This window comes from Streptomyces lydicus, assembly GCF_004125265.1.
Taxonomy (GTDB): Bacteria; Actinomycetota; Actinomycetes; order Streptomycetales; family Streptomycetaceae; genus Streptomyces; species Streptomyces lydicus_C.
The window spans coordinates 6,941,885-6,959,932 of sequence record NZ_RDTE01000003.1; the positions used below are offsets into that span (position 1 = coordinate 6,941,885).

Genomic DNA, 18,048 nt, shown 5'->3' on the forward strand with positions numbered 1-18,048 from the left:
TGAGCCGTGAAGCTGGATTCCATGTACCAGGACGTCATCCTGGACCACTACAAGCACCCGCACGGGCGCGGTCTTCGGGACGGCGACGCCGAGGTGCACCACGTCAACCCCACGTGCGGTGACGAGATCACGCTGCGTGTGCGGCTCGACGGCGCGACGATTGCGGATGTGTCCTACGAGGGCCAGGGCTGCTCCATCAGCCAGGCCAGCGCGTCGGTGCTCAACGACCTCCTGGTCGGCAAGGAGCTCGGCGAGGCGCAGAAGATCCAGGAGACGTTCCTGGAGCTGATGCAGTCCAAGGGACAGGTCGAGCCGGATGACGCCATGGAGGAGGTGCTGGAGGACGCGGTGGCGTTCGCCGGCGTCTCCAAGTACCCGGCGCGCGTGAAGTGCGCGCTGCTCAGCTGGATGGCCTGGAAGGACGCCACGGCCAAGGCCCTCTCCGAGGAGGCGAAGACCGCATGACCGACACCCCGACCACCACCAAGCCGGCCTCGGAGGAAGAGGTCCGCGAGGCGCTGTACGACGTCGTCGACCCCGAGCTGGGCATCGATGTCGTCAACCTGGGGCTGATCTACGGCATCCACGTCGACGACGCCAATATCGCCACCATCGACATGACGCTGACCTCCGCGGCCTGCCCGCTGACCGACGTCATCGAGGACCAGGCGAAGTCCGCCACGGACGGCATCGTCAGCGAACTGAAGATCAACTGGGTCTGGATGCCCCCGTGGGGCCCGGACAAGATCACCGACGACGGCCGCGAGCAGCTGCGCGCGCTGGGCTTCAACGTCTGACGCGATCTCCTCAAGCGTACGGCCGTGCCCGCCAGTCACCACTGGCGGGCACGGCCGTATCGCGTGCCGGGCGGAGGGGATGCGCACGCGTATGTACGACCGTACGCAACGCTGTGTACGCTCGTACGCATGGCCTACCTGACGCTTGCCGGCGCGATCCTCTCCGAGGTGCTTGCGACCACCGCGATGAAGTACAGCGACGGCTTCAGCAAGCTGTGGCCCTCGCTGGCCACCGCGCTGGGCTATCTGCTCGCCTTCGCCCTGCTCGCCCAGACGCTCAAATCGATGAGCGTCGGCACCGCGTACGCCATCTGGGCCGGTGTCGGCACGGCGCTGATCGCCGCGATCGGGATGGTGTTCCTGGGGGAGAGCACCAGTGCGCCGAAGATCCTCGGCGTACTGCTGGTCATCGCGGGTGTCGTGGTGCTGAATCTGGACGGTGCGCACTGATGGCCCGGCGCTACGACCCGGACCGGCGGCAGCGGATCATCGACGCGGCGATCACCGTGGTCGGTGAGCGCGGGATCGCCGGGCTCAGCCACCGCGCGGTGGCCGCCGCGGCGGATGTCCCGCTCGGCTCGACCACCTACCACTTCGCGACCCTGGACGAGCTGCTGGTCGCCGCGCTGCGGCAGTCCAACGTCGTGTGCCTGGCCGACTTCGCGCGCTGGGTCGACGGCATCGACCCGGCGGCACCGCTCGCCGAGGAGGTCGCGAGGCTGGTCGAGGAGACACTGAGCGGCGACCGCAGGCGGATGGAGCTGGAGTACGAGCTGTATCTGGCGGCGCTGCGGCACGAGGCGGTGCGGCCGATCGCCGCCGCATGCCTGGACGAGATGGTGCACCTGCTCGGAGCGCGGATCGGCGATATGCGCACGGCGCGGACGGTGGTGGCCCTCACCGACGGACTGGTGCTGCAGCATCTGCTGACCGGGCAGCCCTTCGACCCCGAGGCGGTGCGGGCCGGGCTGGCCGGCGTGCTGGGCTGAGCCGGCCCGGCCGTCGGGCGGGCCCCGGCGGACCGGTGGAGGCGTCCCACGGCCCGGCCCGGCTGATGGGACCGGTTCGCCTCGGCGGGCGCCCTCCGGTTAGGTTTCGAGCATGACCGATGCTGCTGTTTCCGCTGCTTCTTCCCGTACGACCGGCGCCGTCGCCGCCGGGCTCGCCACCGTCACCTCCGACGGCACCGTTCTCGACACCTGGTTCCCGGCGCCCGAGCTGGTCGGCGCGCCCGGCCCGGCCGGCACCGAGCACCTCGACGACGCGCGTGCCACCGAACTGCTGGGCGCCGCCGTGCTCAAGGCGATCGGCCCCGACCCGGTCCGTGGTGTCGAGGTCGTCGCCGTCCGTACGGTCATCGCCTCCCTCGACGACAAGCCGCTGGACGCGCACGACGCCTACCTGCGCCTCCACCTGCTCAGCCACCGGCTGGTCAAGCCGCACGGACAGAACCTGGAGGGCCTTTTCGGGCTGCTGTCCAACGCCGCCTGGACCTCGCTGGGCCCGGTGGCCGTGGACCAGGTGGAGACGGTGCGGCTGAACGCCCGCGCCGAGGGCCTGCATCTGATGGTCACCAGCATCGACAAGTTCCCCCGGATGACCGACTATGTCGCGCCCACCGGGGTGCGGATCGCGGACGCCGACCGGGTGCGCCTGGGTGCGCACCTCGCGGCCGGCACCACCGTCATGCACGAGGGCTTCGTCAACTTCAACGCCGGGACGCTGGGCACCTCCATGGTCGAGGGCCGGATCAGCGCGGGCGTGGTCGTCGGCGACGGCTCCGACATCGGCGGCGGCGCCTCCACCATGGGCACCCTCTCGGGCGGCGGCAAGCAGATCATCTCCATCGGTGAGCGCTGCCTGCTGGGCGCGGAGTCGGGCATCGGCATCGCGCTCGGCGACGAGTGCGTGGTCGAGGCGGGGCTGTATGTGACCGCCGGTACCCGCGTCACGCTGCCCGACGGCCAGATCGTCAAGGCCCTGGAGCTCTCCGGCGCGGACAACATCCTCTTCCGCCGCAACTCCACCACCGGCACCGTCGAGGCCCGCCCGAACAAGGCGACCTGGGGCGGCCTCAACGAGGTGCTGCACAGCCACAACTGAGGCCATGGGCCGGGCCGGTCGTGCGGCCGGCCCGGCACGGCAGCGTCAGCGGCCCGGCGGGGGAGACCCGCCGGGCCGCTTCGGCTTCCGCTCCCTGCCACCTCTCCTGCCCCAGCGCTCCTCCTGCCCTAGCTGCCCCTGTCGTCCCGCCCCCCGCCCCGGCCGGACGCCGCTAGGCTGGGCGCCATGCGTGATCTTGCAGCGGGGATGCGGTATCTGGGTAAGGGGCAGCGCTGGGTCGCCCGGCACGGCCGGTGGTGGGGATTCGGGCTGATCCCGGCGCTGATCGCGCTGGTGCTGTACGCCGTGGTGCTCACCGTGCTCGCCCTCTGGTCCGGCGATATCGCGGCCTGGGCGACGCCGTTCGCCGACGACTGGGGCTCGCCCTGGCAGGGGCTGCTGCGCGGAGTCTTCGTGGCGCTGCTGTTCGCCGGCGGACTGATGCTGTCGGTGCTGACGTTCACCGCCGTCACCCTGCTGATCGGCGACCCCTTCTACGAGTCGCTGTCGGAGAAGGTCGAGGAGTCCGAGGGGTACTGCCCGCCGCCCCCGGACCGCCCGCTGTGGCGGGAGATCGGGATCGCCCTGCGCGACAGTATCCATGTGCTGCTGCGGGCCGCCGGTTTCGGGATCCTGCTGTTCGCCCTCGGCTTCGTGCCCTTCCTCGGGCAGACCGTGGTCCCCGCCGTCGGCTTCTGCGTCTCCGGCTTCTTCCTCACCGTCGAGCTGACCTCGGTGGCCCTGCAGCGCCGGGACATACCGGTGCGGGAGCGGCTGCGGCTGCTGCGGGGCCGTAAGGCGCTCGCGGTCGGCTTCGGCACCCCGGTGGTGCTGCTGTTCCTGATCCCGTTCGTCGCGGTGGTGCTGATGCCGGGCGCGGTGGCCGGCGCGACGCTGCTGGTACGGGACCTGGTGGCGGACGAGGAGGAGCCGCCCGCGCCGGAGCGGGACGCAGCGGCGACGGGGCACGACCCGGCCGCCGGTGCGGCGTACGGAGCGCCGGGCGCGCCCTATGGACAGCCGGGCACGCCGTACGCGCAGCCGGGCGGCTTCGGGGCGGCGCCCGCGCCCTACCCCGCTAACCAGGGACAGCCGCAGGCACCCCAGCAGTATCCCCGTCCGCAGTCCGGTCCAGGGTCGTCTGCAGCGCGTCCGCCAGCCGCCTGGTGAGCTCGGCATCCGCCGCCAGCAGCGGGCCGCGGACCGGCCCCGCGGGCAGGCCGAGGTGGTTGAGCAGTGCCTTCACGGTGACCGCGCCGGGGTTCTCGCCGCCGGTCACCGCCTCGATGAGCGGGATCAGCGCGAGCTGACGGCGGGTCGCCCCGGCCGTGTCGCCGGCGTCGAAGGCGTCCAGCACGGCGCGCACCGCCCGGGGCGCGGCGTTGCCGGCGGTGCTGACGCAGCCGGCGCCGCCGAGCGCACGGAGCGGGAGGATCTGTTCGTCGCAGCCCGCGTAGTAGGCCAGGCCCGTCGCGGCCAGCACCTTCGCCGACTTCAGCGGGTCGTAGGCGCAGTCCTTGACCGCCGCGATCCGCGGATGGGCGGCCAGCCGCAGCAGCGTTCCGACGGCCAGCGCGGTGCCGGTGCGGCCCGGGATGTCGTAGAGCATCACCGGCAGTCCGGTGGCGTCCGCGACCGTTCGCAGGTGGTGGGTGACGGCCTCCTGGGTGGGCCGTGAGTAGTAGGGCGTGACCACCAACAGGCCGTGGGCGCCCGCCCGTTCGGCGCTGCGGGCCAGGGCGACGGAGTGGCGGGTGTCGCTGGTGCCGATCCCCGCGGTGATCCGGGCCCGGTCGCCGACGGCCTCGACCACGGCCCGCAGCAGGGTCTCCTTCTCGGCGTCCGAGGTCGTCGGGGACTCCCCGGTGGTGCCGCTCAGCACCAGGGCGTCGCAGCCGCCGTCGTCGACGAGATGGGCGGCGAGCCGCTGAGCGCCGTCGGCGTCGAGCGCGCCCTCGGCGGTGAACGGGGTGATCATGGCGGTCACGACCCGGCCGAAGGGTGATGCGGCCGCCGGGGGTGTGAGGGGAGTGGTCATGGTCGGTGTGCCAGGAGTCTGGGGGCGCCTCATGTTTCACGTCCGCTGAGTTGTGCCGGCTGATGTGTGAAGCAGCGCTGCGTCCGGTGACAGGCCCGGAACGCGAAGCGGCCGCCGCGCCTTCCGGTGCGACGGCCGCTCGGGCATCACAGGCCCATCACGCGCCAGTCAGGCCATTCCGCGAACGCTTCAGGTCCTGGGTCCGCTCGGAAGCGGACTCCTCCGACGACTTCGGCTTCCGCTGGTCGGTGCGCCGCTCGGCGGCACGCTCCTTGTTGCCCGACTTACGGTTCTGGGACTTCGGCATGATGACTCCCTAATGTCTCGCCGAATGTTTCTTACATGCCCAGTACCGCACCCCACGCGGCAGTTGGCCCCCCGGCGTGGGCCAGGCGGGTGACGGGAGTGTCACACGGGGTGACATGCCGCGGACTACGGCTTGATGCGCAGCACCTGCGGATCGTGGTCGCTGGCCTGGTCGGCGTACTCCGCGTTGAGGTGCACGATGTCGTAGTCGGACCGCGTCAGCGGACGGCTGGTGAGCATGTGGTCCAGCACCTGTGAGTTGCCGCTGTAGACATAGCCGTAGCGCTCGGCGGCCGGCAGCCGGCCCACCTGGTCGGTGAGCACACCGCCGGCGGTGAGGTCCTTCAGGGCCGGCGAGAACTGGTAGTCGTTGAGGTCACCGGCCACCACCACATCGGCCTTCGGGTCCTTGGCCAGCAGATCCTTGACGAAGGTGTTGACCAGGCGGGCCTGGGCGGTGCGCTGGGTCTCGGAGCTGCGGGCCGGGGGCTGGAAACGGCTGTCCAGACCCTGGTCGCCGCCCTTGGAGTTGAAGTGGTTGGCGACCACGAAGACCCGGCTGCCGGGACGGCTCTTCGCGGAGAACTCGCCGACCAGAGGCTTGCGGCTGGTCTTCCACGCCTCGTCGGCGGGCGCGATCCGGCCCGGGGACGCGGACAGCGAGGCCTTGCCGTGGTCGTCGACCACCTTCACCGCGGTGGTGGCGTCGCCGCCCTTGATGTCCGTGAAGGACGCCCGCTCGGGGTTGAACAGGAACGCCGTGCGGATGTTGCCGCCGGGCTGGCCGCCGTCCTGGTCGTTGACCGGGTCGATCTGCCGCCACTCGTACGCCGGACCGCCGGCCGCCTTGATGGCGTCGGTCAGCTTCTTGAGGGTTTCCCCGGCGGTGACCACGCCGTTGTCCTTGGGACCGCTGTCGTCCTGGACCTCCTCCAGCGCCACGACATCGGGCGAGGACAGGTTCTGCACCAGTGCCTTCGCCAGCCGGTCGAACTTGGCCTGCGGGGTGGCGGGGGACAGGTTCTCGACGTTGTAGGTGGCCACCGCCAGCTCGTCGGACTTCTGCTTGCGGGTGGTCTCCGGGGTGGGGCTGTCACCGGTGACCTTGCCCAGCTCGGTGGCCTGCAGGGTGTAGCCGCCGAAGTTGTCGTAGTCCAGGGGCCCCGCGGTGGTGCCGGACAGCGCCTGGCCGACGTCGGCGACCGGGAACGGCTGCTGCGCGAACGGGATCAGGGACGCCACCTTGACCCGGCCGCCGTTGGGGTCCGCGTACGAGCCGTAGAGCGTCCCGCCGCGGGCGGTGCGGTGGTGGCCGGGCTCGGCGGTCACCCACAGCTCGTGGTAGCTGCTGGTCGGGCCGACGACCGGGGCGTTCGAGACGGAGACCCGCATGCCCTCCAGGGACTCGTAGCGGTCCAGGGCGTACGACGAGGGGCGCAGCTTCAGCGACTCGATGCTGTCGCCGCCCGCGGAGGGGGCGTAACGATTCGGCACCGAGGCCGGGTTGAGCTTGAAGGCGGCCGGCAGCGGGGCGTCGGAGGAGGCCGTCTTCCAGGTCGCACCGGTGATCTCGGTGACGGACTGCAGGCCGGCGTCCTTGCCACCCGGGTAGTACTCGCTGACCGTGCCGGAGAAGGTGATCGCATCGCCGACGGCGACCTTCGGCGTCTCCTTCCCGGTGAAGACGAAGACCGCCTCGCTGGTGGCGGGGTTCTTGTCCGGGTGCGGGTCCTGCACCCAGAAGCCGCGCGCCGAGCCGAACGAGCGGATCGCGGTGACGGTGCCGGGCACCTCGCTGACCTGCTGTCCTGCCAGCGGGGATATACGGGTGCTGCCCTGGATGTCGTGGATCCGGGTGCCGGCGGCGGAGGCGGACTGCGTGGCGGTCAGCAGTCCGCCGGCCAGGGCGGCACAGATCACCGCGCCGAGGGTGACCGGTCTGCGGAGTGAACGACGGGACGGCATGGATGCCTCCGAGGTGTATGGGGGGTGGCCGGTGAAGGTGGCGTGCGGAGCCGGACCGGCGCGCGCTACGCGCGTCGACTGCGTCAATCTCTTGCGCACACAGGGGAGTTGTCAAGCTTCTCCCGGTGACCGGCAGGGGACGTGCGGGTGAACCGTCCGGGTTACGGCGAATTCCGTCTACGCTTGGGCGGCGCGTTCCCCCAGCTACTGCTGGGAGGCACCCCAGCCGTAGTCCGTCCGAGGAGCTGAGCACCCGATGTCCGCAGACCGCCCCACCCTGCCGCCGGTGCGGCTGCACTCCGAAGCGGAACTGGCCAGGGACGCGCTGAGCGCCCCCCTGCTGGCCCGGGCCGCGAAGCTCGCCCGCTGGGCCGAACGGGGTGTCCCGGTCGGCGTCGGCGGTCAGATCCTCGACGAGCCGCTGGCCGCCGCCACCGAGCACCTGGGCCTGGCGGGCGACGAGGACGGCGCCGCCTACACCGCCGAGGCCTGGCAGCTGGCCGTGGACACCGGACTCGTGGAGATCGAGGAGAGCGCCGACGGCGAGGACGGCGACGACCTCCCCGACGATGCCGCCGCCGGCCTCGCCACCCCCGGCGAGGAGCTTGACCTGCTCACCTCCGGCAGCCCGCAGGACATCCTCGACATCTGGCTGGGCGGCATGGAGACCGTGCTCGCCGATGCGGCCGCCCCCGACCTCGCCGATCTCGCCGACCAGCTCACCGAGGGCGGCGAACTCGACCTGGACGCGATCGACTGGAACCCCGAGGAGGAGGCCGAGCTGCTGGACGGCATCCTCGGCAACCTCTATCTGCTCACGGCCCTGAGCGAGAGCCCCGACCAGGAGGTTCCGCTGCCCGCGCTGGCCGCCTCCATGATCGTCCCGGACGATATGGACGAGCCCACCGACGATGTCCTCGAAGAGGTCTCCGAGGCGATGATGCGCCTGGACGACCAGTTCCGGGTGCTGGAGCCGATCGGTCTGGTCGCCTACCGGCCCGTCGACGAGGCGCTGATCGAGGAGCTGGACGAGGACGGCGAGACGGTCCTGACGGACGGCGCCCCGGCGGCCCCCGCCGACGGGCCGCTCACGGACGAGGACGTCTCCCGCTACGGCCTGGTCCGCCTCACCCCGCTCGGTGTCTACGCGGTACGCGCCCGGATGCTGGACGCGGGGGTGGCCGCCCCGGCGGTCGGCGACCTCGCCGACAAGGGCGCCGATGTCCTCCTGGAGGCGCTGCCCGACTACCCCGAGGCGCTGGCCCAGGCCGAGTCCGAGCTGTGGCTCGCCGCCCGTACGCCCCTGGACGCCGCACGGGACCTGCTCACCGCCGCCCGCGGCGACGACGACCGCGCCCCGCGGCGCCGGCTGGCCGCCCAGCAGACCCTCTCGCTGGTCTCGCCGGACGCCGAGGCCGCGCTGCGCGAGGTGCTCGACGACCGGCAGCTCGGCGGTCTGGCCCGGGTCTGGCTCGCCGAGCGGGCGCTGCCCGGCATCCCCGAGCCGTCCCAGGAGATGATCTTCTGGCTGACGGTGGACACCATCGCGGCGCAGCTGGAGAGCGCCGAGGAGGACGCCACGGGCGAGCTGCGCGACCTGGTGCAGGGCCTGACCGAGCAGCACAGCGGGTTCTTCGACACGGCCTGGCGGGTGGACCACCCGGCCACCGCCGACGTCCTGGAGGTCATGGGCCGGCTGCACCCGGACAAGAAGGCGGCGAAGGAGGCCCGCAAGGCGGCCTTCAAGGCGCGCTCGCGGCAGTCCGGCTGACAACGCCGTCCGGGCACGGCCGGTGGAGCCACCACCCGGGCACGGCCGGGGCGGACCGGTTCGCGGGGAGACACCCCCTGCGCCCGGGGCCGGTCCGGCGGATCAGGACCTTTTCCGGCCCTGATCCGCCGGACCGGCCCCAACTGCTTCCTGGATGTCGCACGGCGTTCAACTGGAGTTCGACGACGCACGGGAGCGTGTGCGGCGCAGGCACAGGGGATGCAGAAACCGGCCGTCCAGGAGATGACAATGCCGCTCACCCGTAGAGACTTCGCCAAGCGCTCCGCCCTCGCCGGCGCGGGGGTCACGCTGGCCGGGAGCGTCGGGGTGCTGGCCACCGCGCCCGGGGCCCTCGCCGAGGAGGCACCGGACGCGGGTCCGGACGGTGCGGCGGACGGCCACGGTCACGGCGTCGGCTACGGCCCGCTGGTCCCGGACCCGGACGGCATCCTCGCGCTGCCCGCCGGGTTCTCGTACAAGATCATCACGCGGACCGGCGTCACCAAGCTGGACAGCGGCGAGTCCACCCCCTCCAACCACGACGGCACCGGCACCTTCGCGGGCCACCGCGGCACCACCCTCCTCGTCAACAACCACGAGCTCAAGGGCCCGCGCGCCGACTGGCCGCACCCGGTGCCGCTGGCCGAGGGGCTGGTATACGACCCGGCGGCGGCCGGCGGCTGCACCGTCGTCGAGGTCGCCAAGGACGGCAGCCCGGTCGGTGAGTGGGTCGGCATCGCCGGCACCTCCACCAACTGCGCGGGCGGCACCACTCCTTGGGGCACCTGGCTCACCTGCGAGGAGAACGAGGACAAGGCCGGCCAGCACGGCATGACCAAGGACCACGGCTACGCCTTCGAGGTCGACCCGCACGACCTCCGTGCCGGCCGCAACCCCAAGCCGGTCAAGGCGTTGGGGCGCTACGCCCACGAGGCCGTGGTCGTCGACCCCAAGCGCGGTCACCTCTTCCTGACCGAGGACGCCGACACCCCCAACGGCCTGTTCTACCGCTGGACCCCGCCGCACGGATTCCGGCACGGCCGCGGACAGCTGCGCACGCTGGCCGATGACGCCGGTGTGCTGGAGGCCTTCAAGTGCTTCGACTCCGGCGGCCGGTTCGTCGACGACCTCTCGCGCGCCACCAAGGCCGGCACCGTCTACGGCGTCGACTGGGTCGAGGTCCCCGACCGTGACGCCCGCAAGGTCTCGGTGCGCAAGCAGTTCAAGGACGGTGAGGTCACCCGCGCCCGCAAGCTGGAGGGCCTGTGGTGGGCGGACGGCGGCGCGTATGTGGTGTCCTCGTACGCCCGCGACGAGAGCCCCGTCCAGCACGACGGCCAGGTCTGGTTCTACGACCCGCGGCGGCGGACCCTGACGCTGAAGGTGCTGCTGGGCGTCAACAAGGAACCGTCGAAGGACGGCGCCCTGGACGGCCCCGACAACATCACCGTCTCGCCCTACGGCGGGCTGATCATCGCCGAGGACGGCGAGGGCGTCCAGCACCTCTTCGGGGCCACCGAGGACGGCCGGACCTACCCGATCGCCCGCAACGACCTCAACATCGGCACCGCGGACGAGCCGGAGTTCAGCGAGTTCACCGGGCCGGTGTTCTCCCCGGACGGGCGCACGCTGTTCGCCAACATCCAGGAGCCCGGCATCATGCTGGCCATCACCGGGCCCTGGAAGCGGCAGCGCCGTCAGGGGTAGCGCCAACGGCGGTCGTGCCGTCAGCGGTGGCCTACCCCGGCGGTCACGGGGCGGGCGGCTCAGTCCGCCCCGGCCGTGAGCAGGTAGTAATCCAGCAGCCCGGTCTCGTACGCCGTCAGGTAACGGCGCGGCCACTCGTCGCGGAGCTCGGGCTGCTGGGCCATATAACGGTCGTAGGACTTCCAGACGCCGTCGCCGATGGAGCGGACCCGGACGTCGCGCAGACCCGCGGCGGTCAGCGTCGCGGCGACCTCGTCGACCACGTGCGGGACGTCCAGGCCGTCGGCGTACGGGGGCAGCACGGTGGGCAGCACTCGCGCCGCCTCCCGGGTACGGGCGAAGAACGTCGTCAGCGCCAGCCGGCCGCCCGGGCGCAGCACCCGCGCCGCCTCCCGGGCGAAACCGGCCGGATCGCGGAAGTGCTGCGCCGCCTCGACGGAGAACAGGCAGTCGACACCGCCGCCGGGGAGCGGGATGCGCTCGGCCGCGCCCAGGAGGAACGTCAGCCGCCCGGAGGCGTCCGACGACGGGGCGAGCAGCGCGGCATTCTCCTCCCGGGCACGGGCGATCTGGTCGGGGTGCGCGTCCATGCCGAGGACCGTGCCCAGGCCGAACTCCCGCAGCGCCAGCGCGGAGCCCAGCCCGCGTCCGCAGCCGACCTCCAGGGCGGTGCGGCCCTGCGGCCGGTCGAAGGTGCCGAGCACCAGGCGGTAGAGGTCCTGCTCGCTGCGTACCCGGTCGGCCTCGGTCAGCGGCCGCCCGGCGGGGCCGGGCAGGCCCGTCCAGTAGCCGAAGTTGATGAAGCCGCCGGCGAAGGCGGGGACGGTGCTGAGGTCGAGTGCGCCGTAGGTCAGCGCGACCTGGTCGGGAAGGTCCGGGAGGGCTGGACCGTCCGGGGGATCCGCGGGTCCGGCCGGCGGCTGCTGCGTCATCGAACGCTCCTCGTGCGTGCCGTGGGGGACGCGCCGCGACGGGCCGGACGGGGCGGCCGTGACGGGGCGGGCCAAAGGGCGTGGCGGGAAGGGGGACGGCACAATTTTCGGTCCTGGGCGCCTTCCCGCACCAGGGAGGTTTTCGTTCCCGGCGTTCCCGGCGTTCCCGGCGTTCCCGGCGTTCCCGGCGTTCCCGCGGCAGGGGCGACGGCCGCCGGTCCCCGTCCCTGACGGTGGGTGGCCTGTCAGGGACGGTGGCCCGTCAGGGACGGTGGGTGTCAGCGGCTCACAGGGCCTGTGCGGCGGGTTTGGCCATGCCGCGCACCGTGCGGGCGTCGACGAACTCGCCCAGCGCGGTCATCTCCCACTCGCCGGAGAACTGGCGGATGAGCTTGGCCATCATCACGCCCGTGCGCGGCTCGGCGTGGGTGAGGTCGAAGCGGACCAGCTCCTCGCCGCTCTGGGCGTCCACCAGACGGCAGTACGCCTTGGCGACGTCGGAGAACTTCTGGCCGGAGAAGGAGTTCACGACGAAGACCAGGCCCGTCACCTCCGGGGGAACTCCGCCCAGATGGACGGTGATCGACTCGTCGTCGCCTGCGCCCTCGCCCGTGAGGTTGTCGCCGGAGTGCTGGATCGCACCGCCCAGGATCATCAGCTTGCCGAAGAAGCAGTTGTCGATCTTTTTGCGGTCCGGGCCGTAGGCGATGACCGAGGCGTCCAGGTCGATGCTCTTGCCGCGGAAGGCCGGCTCCCAGCCGAGCCCCATCGTGACCGAGGTGAGCAGCGGCCGGCCGCCCTTGACCAGCGAGACGGTCTGGTTCTTCTGCAGACTGACCCGGCCCTTGTCGAGATTGACCTTGCCGGAGGCGGCTGCCGGAGCGGCGGGGGCCGGGGCCGCGGCACCGGGCGGCGGGGCGACCGGGGCCGGGGCGCCCGCGGGCGGTCCCCACTGGCCTGCGGGGGCCGGGGGAGCGGCGGGTGCCTGAGGTGCGGACGGTGCCTGAGGTGCGGAAGGTGCCTGGGGTGCGGAAGGTGCCTGCGGCGCGGCGGCGGGCGCGGCCGGCTCCTCCACGCTGACACCGAAGTCGGTGGCGATCCCCGCCAGGCCGTTGGCATAGCCCTGGCCGACCGCGCGGACCTTCCAGACACCGCCCCGGCGGTAGATCTCGACGACCACCAGCGCGGTCTCGGGGCCCAGCTGCGGCGGGGTGAAGGAGGCGATGACGCTGCCGTCGTCGGCGTTGCGGACCGTGCCGGTCGGCTCGGTGCCGGCGAAGGTCGCGCCGGGGGCGTCCGGACTCGCCGTGACCACGATCTTCTCGATGCCCTCGGGGACCGCGGCGGTGTCCACGGTGATGGTGTCGCCGCCGCCGGCCGCGGCGGAGTGCGTCACGCCCGGTCCGCTGGGCTGGTTGTAGAACACGAAGTCGTCGTCGGAGCGCACCTTGCCGTTGGCGGCGAGCAGCAGGCCCGATACGTCCAGCCGCACGGGGGCGGTGACGTCCACCGCCACCCGCACGGCGTGCAGCGGGAGGTTCGAGCCAGGAGTCATAGCGGTCATGCCGGGCTCAACGATCGGCCCGCCTTTGCGGTTCCATTACCTGCCCTCCGATGGCCGCCGAGCCCGGTCACCGGCGTTCGCGGGAGTTGCCGAAGAGCAGCCGGTAGGCGATCAGCAGGACCAGGGCCCCGGCGACCGAGGAGATCCACATGGACGGTTCGCCGAAGTCCTTGGGGATCGGGCGGTGCAGGAATTTGGTGGAGAGCCAGCCGCCGAGGAAGGACCCCACGATGCCGATCAGGGTGGTGCCGACGATGCCGCCCGGGTCCCGCCCCGGCAGCAGGACCTTCGCGATGATGCCCGCGATCAGCCCGAGTACGAGCCAGCTGACGATGCCCATGATGCGTTCCTCGTTCCTGCGCGGTGGGTGGGTACACAGACCAGGACGCCCCGCGGGCGGCGGGGGTTCCGTGGCGTGGCAGGGGCCACGTGCGTACGGCGGGGCGGTTCGGCGGTGGTGCGGCACCGGGCGGGACCGTCGCTCCGGCCCCACCATGCGGGACCCCCGGCATGACCGCCGTGCGGGACCGTCAGTGCGGCCACCGGGGAGGGTCGGTGCAGAAGGTGCCGCCGAGGAAGGCGTGTCCGGGGTTCTCCGGGTCCAGTGCGCCCTGCGCGGCGATCAGCCGTTCCGCGTACGGCTCGGAGTCGTCCTGCGGCGTGTACCCCAGGGCGCGGGCGGTCGACAGGTCCCACCACAGGCGGGTGTTGGCGGAGGAGCCGTAGACCACGGTGTGGCCCACGTCCGGCGCGGTGAGCGCGGCGTGCAGCAGCCGTGCGCAGTCGGCCGGGCTCAGCCAGATGGACAGCGTCCGCACCGAGTTCGGCTCCGGGAAACAGGCGCCGATGCGCACCGAAACGGTCTCGATGCCGTGCAGATCCCAGTAGAGCGAGGCCAGATCCTCACCGAACCCCTTGGACAGCCCGTAGTAGGTGTCGGGACGGCGGGGTGTGCCGACGGGGATGGCGCCGGAGCCGTCCGCGGGGCGCGGGGTGAAGCCGACGGCGTGGTTCGAGGAGGCGAAGACGATCCGGCGGACGCCCGCCTCGCGCGCCGCCTCGTACAGGCGGTAGGTGCCCTCGATGTTGGCGCGCAGGATCTGCTCGAAGCCGGCCTCCAGGGAGATGCCGGCGAGATGGATCACCGCGTCGACCCCGCGCACCGCCTCGCGCAGCGCCTCGGTGTCGGCCAGCTCGGCCGTGATCGCGTCCGGTTCGCCGGCGGTGGTGTCGACGGGCCGCTGGTCGAAGAGGCGCAGCCGGTACCCGTACGGCGGCAGCAGCTCACGCATCAGGGTGCCGAGCCTGCCGGCGGCGCCGGTGAGCAGGACGGTGCGGGGTGCGGGGTGGGGCGCGGTCATGGGGGGAGACTCCTCCGGCTGAACAGCGGGGCCGTATGCGCAGACAGCATGGACGGCATTCAATGGGCAGCATGCAGCTGTGTGAACACGCCTTGTGCGGACACGCTGAAGGAGCCGGCTCACGGCCGGTCAAGACGCTTGACGGGGCCGGTGAATCCGCTTGTGGCGGGGCAGTTGGGGACCCTCGGCCGACCCGGAATCGCTACTCCGGCGTGGCCGCGCATCACCCCGGCCGGACGCATCACCCCGGCCGGACGCGTCACCCCGGCCGTTCGCATCCCCCTGGCCGTTCGCCTCACCCCGGCCGGACGAACCCGCACTCGTACGCGGCGATCACCGCCTGGGTCCGGTCCCGCACCCCGAGCTTGGCCAGCACCCCCGCCACATGCGTCTTGACCGTGGCCGGGCCCACCCCCAGCCGGTCCGCGATCTCGGCATTGGTCATCCCGGCCGTCATCAGCCGCAGCACCGCCCGCTCCCGCTCCGACAGCCGGGCCCGCAGTGCCCGCACCGCGTCGTCCGCGGCCCGCTCCCCGGCGTGCCGGGCGGCCAGCTGCCGCACCGCGGCCGGGAACAGCAGCGAGTCGCTGCGCGCCACCAGCCGCACGGCCTGCACCAGGTCCTCCGCACCGGACCGCTTGAGCAGGAACCCGCTGGCACCGGCCCGCAGCGCGTCATAGACGTAGGCGTCGTTCTCGAACGTGGTCACCACGATGATGCGTGGCGGCCGGTCCATCCCGGCGAGCACCTGCTCGGTCGCCCGGATTCCGTCGATCTCCGGCATCCGGACATCCATCAGCACGATGTCCGGGCGCAGTGCCCGGATCAGCGGCACCGCCTCGGCGCCGGTCGACGCCTCGCCGACGACCTCCATGTCCGCCTCGGCGCCCAGGATCGCGCGCAGCGCCGTGCGCACCATCCGCTCGTCGTCGGCGAGGACGATACGGAGTGGGCGGGCAACGCACCCGTCACCGCCGTCACCCCGGTCACCCCCGTCGCCGGACCGCTGGTCGTCGTCCTGACGCGTGGTCATGCGCTGCCCCCCTGTCCCCGCTCACTCACCCTGCCCCCACTCCTCGCCCCGTTCCGTCGGCTGTCACCCCGTCGCCCGTAGCCCCGTAGTCCGTCGCCCCCGCCGACGGCAGCCGGGCCGTCAGCCGCCATACGCCGTCCTGGGCCCCGGCCGTCGCCTCGCCGCCCAGCAGCCGTGCCCGCTCGGCGATGCCCCGCAGCCCGCGGCCCCCGAACGGACGGTCCCCGAACGGACGGTCCCCGAACGGACGGTCCCCGAACGGACGGCCCCCGCCCGCAGGGTCCGCCGCCGGGGGGGAACTGTCCGTCGGCCCGGTCACCGGATTCTCCATCAGGATCGTCAACTCCCGCTCTTCACACCGCAGTTGAAGCCGTACTGACACCGGACCGGCATGCCGCAACGCATTGCTGAGGCCTTCCTGCACGATCCGGTAGGCCTCCCGCGAGACCACCGATGCCGGCCCCGCGCTCCGTCCCTCGACCGTCGCCTCGACCGCCAGGCCCGCCGCCCGGGTCCGGGCGAGCAGCGCGTCCAGGCCGTCCAGGCTCGGCGCGGGCGCCGCCGGATCGGCACCGTCCTCCTCGCGCAACAGGCCGAGTACGGTGTCCAGTTCGGCGACCGCCCCGCGGGTGGTCTCCTCGATGGCGGCCAGTGCCCGGCGGGCGAACTCCGGGTCCGCGTCCAGCACCCGGCGGGCCGCGCTCGCCTGGAGGGTGACCGCGCTCAGCGCATGTCCGACGGCGTCGTGCAGCTCGCGGGCCAGCCGGTTGCGGGACGCCAGATCCCCCGCCCGGCGCTCGGCGGCGGCCAGTCGGTCGGCGGGCGTGGGGCCCAGCAGCGCCGGGGCGATGCGGCCCAGCAGCGCCCCCGCCGCCCAGGACGTGCCGGCCACCAGAGCCAGCAGCGCCAGCCCGGCGAGCGGACCCAGCACGCCCGAGAAGGCGTCCGGCCAGCCCAGCGCGGTGTGCCGCAGGGGCTCGGAGAACGGCAGCAACAGCAACAGCACCGCGGCCGGCGGCGCGGCCAGCGTCATCCCGCTGACGATCCCCCCGGCCAGCAGATGCGCCACGAACCACAGCGCGGTCCGCCGCCGGGCCGCCCACGAGAGAGCCGGCCCCTCGGCCAGCCGCTCCGCGGGCACCCCGCACAGCGACCGTACGGCGGTCACCTCCAGCGGCCGCAGCAGCGGGAAGAGCAGCGCCGCCAGGGCGGCCAGTGGCAGCGCACAGCCGAACGCGGCCAACTGCCAGCCCACTTGGCGCAGCGGGTCGGCACCCTCCACGGCCAGCGGCACGGCCACCGAGGCCAGCAGGAAGAAGGGCATCAACAGCGCGCCGCCCAGCACCAGATGGACCCAGCGCCGGCCGGTCAGTCGCACCGGACGGCCGCACGTTCGGCGAAGAAGTGGGACCCCGCCACCGCCACCATCGTCCCCACGATCATCTGCACAGAGTAAGTGAGGCTCATCAGCGGTGCGGGCAGCTTCGGATCGGATGCCGTGGCGGTCAGCGTGGTCAGCGTCAGCCAGCCGCCCCAGCAGGCCAGGGCGCCCGACCCCAGCCAGGTGGCGGCCAGCGGCAGGAGCAGCGGGATCCGGCGCCCCCGGCCGTACGCCAGGGTCAGTGCACCGGCCGCGGTGAGCACGGCGAACAGGACGTACCCGGCGTCGTTGAGCCGGGCGTCGAGATCCGTCGCCGCGGCCCGCGCCGGATTCAGACCGGTCGTGCCGCCGGCCGCCCACAGCAGATGTACCGCGGCGGGCAGCAGGCTCAGTACGGCCACGGCGGCTCCGGTCAGCCGGCGGGCGGGCCGGGTGGCACCGTGCGCGAGCGTATCGAGGCGGCCGCGCCACAACGGGCCCCAGCGCTCCCTGGCGTACTGCACGAAGAGGGCGCCCAGGGCCAGGCCCTGCACGATGAAGCCGGTGTAGACGACGCTCCATACCCACGGGGCGAGCAGCTCCTCCGGGCCGGCGTGCGGTCCGCTGCCGGCCGCGCCCCCGCGCAGCGCCGCGGCCAGGCGCTGTACGGGGAAGACCGCGAGGATCGGTGCGATCAGGCCGGTGGCGCACCACATCGGCAGCGCCAGCAGCCAGGCCGGTATCCGCCGTCCCCAGGGCCGGGTCAGCAGAAACGCCAGCACGATCACCGCCGCATCCATCAGCACGGTCAGTGCGTTGAGCGCCATCAGGCTGTTTCCGTCCCGGCGCAGAGCGCTGCCCTCGGGGATGCCGAGGTGACTGCCCGCGAGCCAGGCGATCTTGAGCGAGAGGTAGGGGATACAGGCGGCCAGGGTGATCAGGCGCAGCACCGTACGGGCCGCCGTGCGTGGGGCGGGGGACGGTGCGGCGGGGTGCGGGGCCCGTGCGGGCCGGCTGGTCCGAGTGCTCATGGCCGCCAGCCTTCCGGTGGCCGCCCCGCGGCACCTCGGCCCCGGTGACGATCCCCCTCCGTCGTACGGGGGAGGAGTTG

General features: G+C 72.8%; 18 protein-coding genes. 8 read left to right on the forward strand and 10 right to left on the reverse strand.

Going from position 1 to position 18,048, the window contains the following annotated elements; translation table 11 throughout:
• The first annotated feature begins 6 nt into the window (after positions 1–6).
• From sufU to D9V36_RS33065, 6 genes are all read left to right on the forward strand, one after another.
• The gene (gene sufU / locus D9V36_RS33040; RefSeq protein ID WP_129296991.1) at positions 7–465 is read left to right on the forward strand and encodes a Fe-S cluster assembly sulfur transfer protein SufU; all 459 of its coding nucleotides are present in this window, start codon (positions 7–9) and stop codon (positions 463–465) included.
• A complete protein-coding gene (locus D9V36_RS33045) occupies positions 462–797 on the forward strand; it encodes a metal-sulfur cluster assembly factor (RefSeq protein WP_129296992.1) in 336 nt (111 codons plus the stop codon). The genes sufU and D9V36_RS33045 overlap by 4 nt, the downstream gene beginning before the upstream one ends.
• 129 nt (positions 798–926) lie before the next feature.
• A complete protein-coding gene (locus D9V36_RS33050) occupies positions 927–1,247 on the forward strand; it encodes a DMT family transporter (protein WP_129296993.1) in 321 nt (106 codons plus the stop codon).
• Positions 1,247–1,786 carry a TetR/AcrR family transcriptional regulator gene (locus tag D9V36_RS33055; RefSeq protein ID WP_129296994.1) on the forward strand — a complete coding sequence of 180 codons (540 nt, stop codon included), beginning with the start codon at positions 1,247–1,249 and terminating at the stop codon, positions 1,784–1,786. Before D9V36_RS33050 ends, D9V36_RS33055 begins: the two co-directional genes overlap by 1 nt.
• Before the next feature lie 112 nt (positions 1,787–1,898).
• Positions 1,899–2,900, forward strand: coding sequence for a 2,3,4,5-tetrahydropyridine-2,6-dicarboxylate N-succinyltransferase (gene dapD / locus D9V36_RS33060; protein ID WP_129296995.1), 1,002 nt, complete (start codon positions 1,899–1,901; stop codon positions 2,898–2,900).
• A 186-nt stretch (positions 2,901–3,086) separates the two neighbouring features.
• Positions 3,087–4,070 carry an EI24 domain-containing protein gene (locus tag D9V36_RS33065; protein WP_129296996.1) on the forward strand — a complete coding sequence of 328 codons (984 nt, stop codon included), beginning with the start codon at positions 3,087–3,089 and terminating at the stop codon, positions 4,068–4,070.
• Here D9V36_RS33065 and dapA read toward each other — a convergent pair.
• The 3 genes from dapA to D9V36_RS33075 all read right to left on the reverse strand — a co-directional run bounded on the left by dapA (position 3,979) and on the right by D9V36_RS33075 (position 7,209).
• Complete coding sequence (gene dapA / locus D9V36_RS33070) at positions 3,979–4,938, reverse strand: 4-hydroxy-tetrahydrodipicolinate synthase (protein WP_129296997.1); 960 nt, start codon at positions 4,936–4,938, stop codon at positions 3,979–3,981. The genes D9V36_RS33065 and dapA overlap by 92 nt on opposite strands.
• Before the next feature lie 157 nt (positions 4,939–5,095).
• Positions 5,096–5,245, reverse strand: a complete 150-nt coding sequence (locus D9V36_RS41220; RefSeq protein WP_164993083.1) for a hypothetical protein — start codon at positions 5,243–5,245, stop codon at positions 5,096–5,098.
• Positions 5,246–5,370: 125 nt separating this feature from the next.
• The gene (locus D9V36_RS33075) at positions 5,371–7,209 is read right to left on the reverse strand and encodes an endonuclease/exonuclease/phosphatase family protein (RefSeq protein WP_129296998.1); all 1,839 of its coding nucleotides are present in this window, start codon (positions 7,207–7,209) and stop codon (positions 5,371–5,373) included.
• 256 nt (positions 7,210–7,465) lie between these two features.
• On the opposite strand from D9V36_RS33075, the gene D9V36_RS33080 reads away from it, so the two are divergent.
• The gene (locus tag D9V36_RS33080) at positions 7,466–8,980 is read left to right on the forward strand and encodes a hypothetical protein (RefSeq protein ID WP_129296999.1); all 1,515 of its coding nucleotides are present in this window, start codon (positions 7,466–7,468) and stop codon (positions 8,978–8,980) included.
• A gap of 249 nt (positions 8,981–9,229) precedes the next feature.
• Entirely contained in the window at positions 9,230–10,687 is a 1,458-nt protein-coding gene (locus D9V36_RS33085) for an alkaline phosphatase PhoX (RefSeq protein WP_129297000.1), read from the forward strand.
• Between the two features lie 59 nt (positions 10,688–10,746).
• On the opposite strand, the gene D9V36_RS33090 is transcribed toward D9V36_RS33085, so the two are convergent.
• From D9V36_RS33090 to D9V36_RS33120, 7 genes are all read right to left on the reverse strand, one after another.
• A complete protein-coding gene (locus D9V36_RS33090; RefSeq protein WP_129297001.1) occupies positions 10,747–11,619 on the reverse strand; it encodes a class I SAM-dependent methyltransferase in 873 nt (290 codons plus the stop codon).
• Positions 11,620–11,905: 286 nt separating this feature from the next.
• A complete protein-coding gene (locus D9V36_RS33095) occupies positions 11,906–13,174 on the reverse strand; it encodes a TerD family protein (protein ID WP_164993206.1) in 1,269 nt (422 codons plus the stop codon).
• Positions 13,175–13,250: 76 nt separating this feature from the next.
• Positions 13,251–13,523 (reverse strand): GlsB/YeaQ/YmgE family stress response membrane protein, encoded by a 273-nt coding sequence (locus tag D9V36_RS33100; protein ID WP_129297002.1) that lies wholly within the window; start codon positions 13,521–13,523, stop codon positions 13,251–13,253.
• Between the two features lie 190 nt (positions 13,524–13,713).
• Positions 13,714–14,544 (reverse strand): NAD-dependent epimerase/dehydratase family protein, encoded by an 831-nt coding sequence (locus D9V36_RS33105; RefSeq protein WP_129297003.1) that lies wholly within the window; start codon positions 14,542–14,544, stop codon positions 13,714–13,716.
• 295 nt (positions 14,545–14,839) lie between these two features.
• On the reverse strand, positions 14,840–15,577 hold the full coding sequence (locus D9V36_RS33110; RefSeq protein WP_129297004.1) for a response regulator transcription factor: 738 nt from the start codon (positions 15,575–15,577) through the stop codon (positions 14,840–14,842).
• Positions 15,578–15,602: 25 nt separating this feature from the next.
• Complete coding sequence (locus D9V36_RS33115; RefSeq protein WP_129298851.1) at positions 15,603–16,901, reverse strand: sensor histidine kinase; 1,299 nt, start codon at positions 16,899–16,901, stop codon at positions 15,603–15,605.
• Between the two features lie 44 nt (positions 16,902–16,945).
• Positions 16,946–17,968, reverse strand: coding sequence for a hypothetical protein (locus D9V36_RS33120; RefSeq protein ID WP_241721130.1), 1,023 nt, complete (start codon positions 17,966–17,968; stop codon positions 16,946–16,948).
• Positions 17,969–18,048 lie beyond the last annotated feature (80 nt).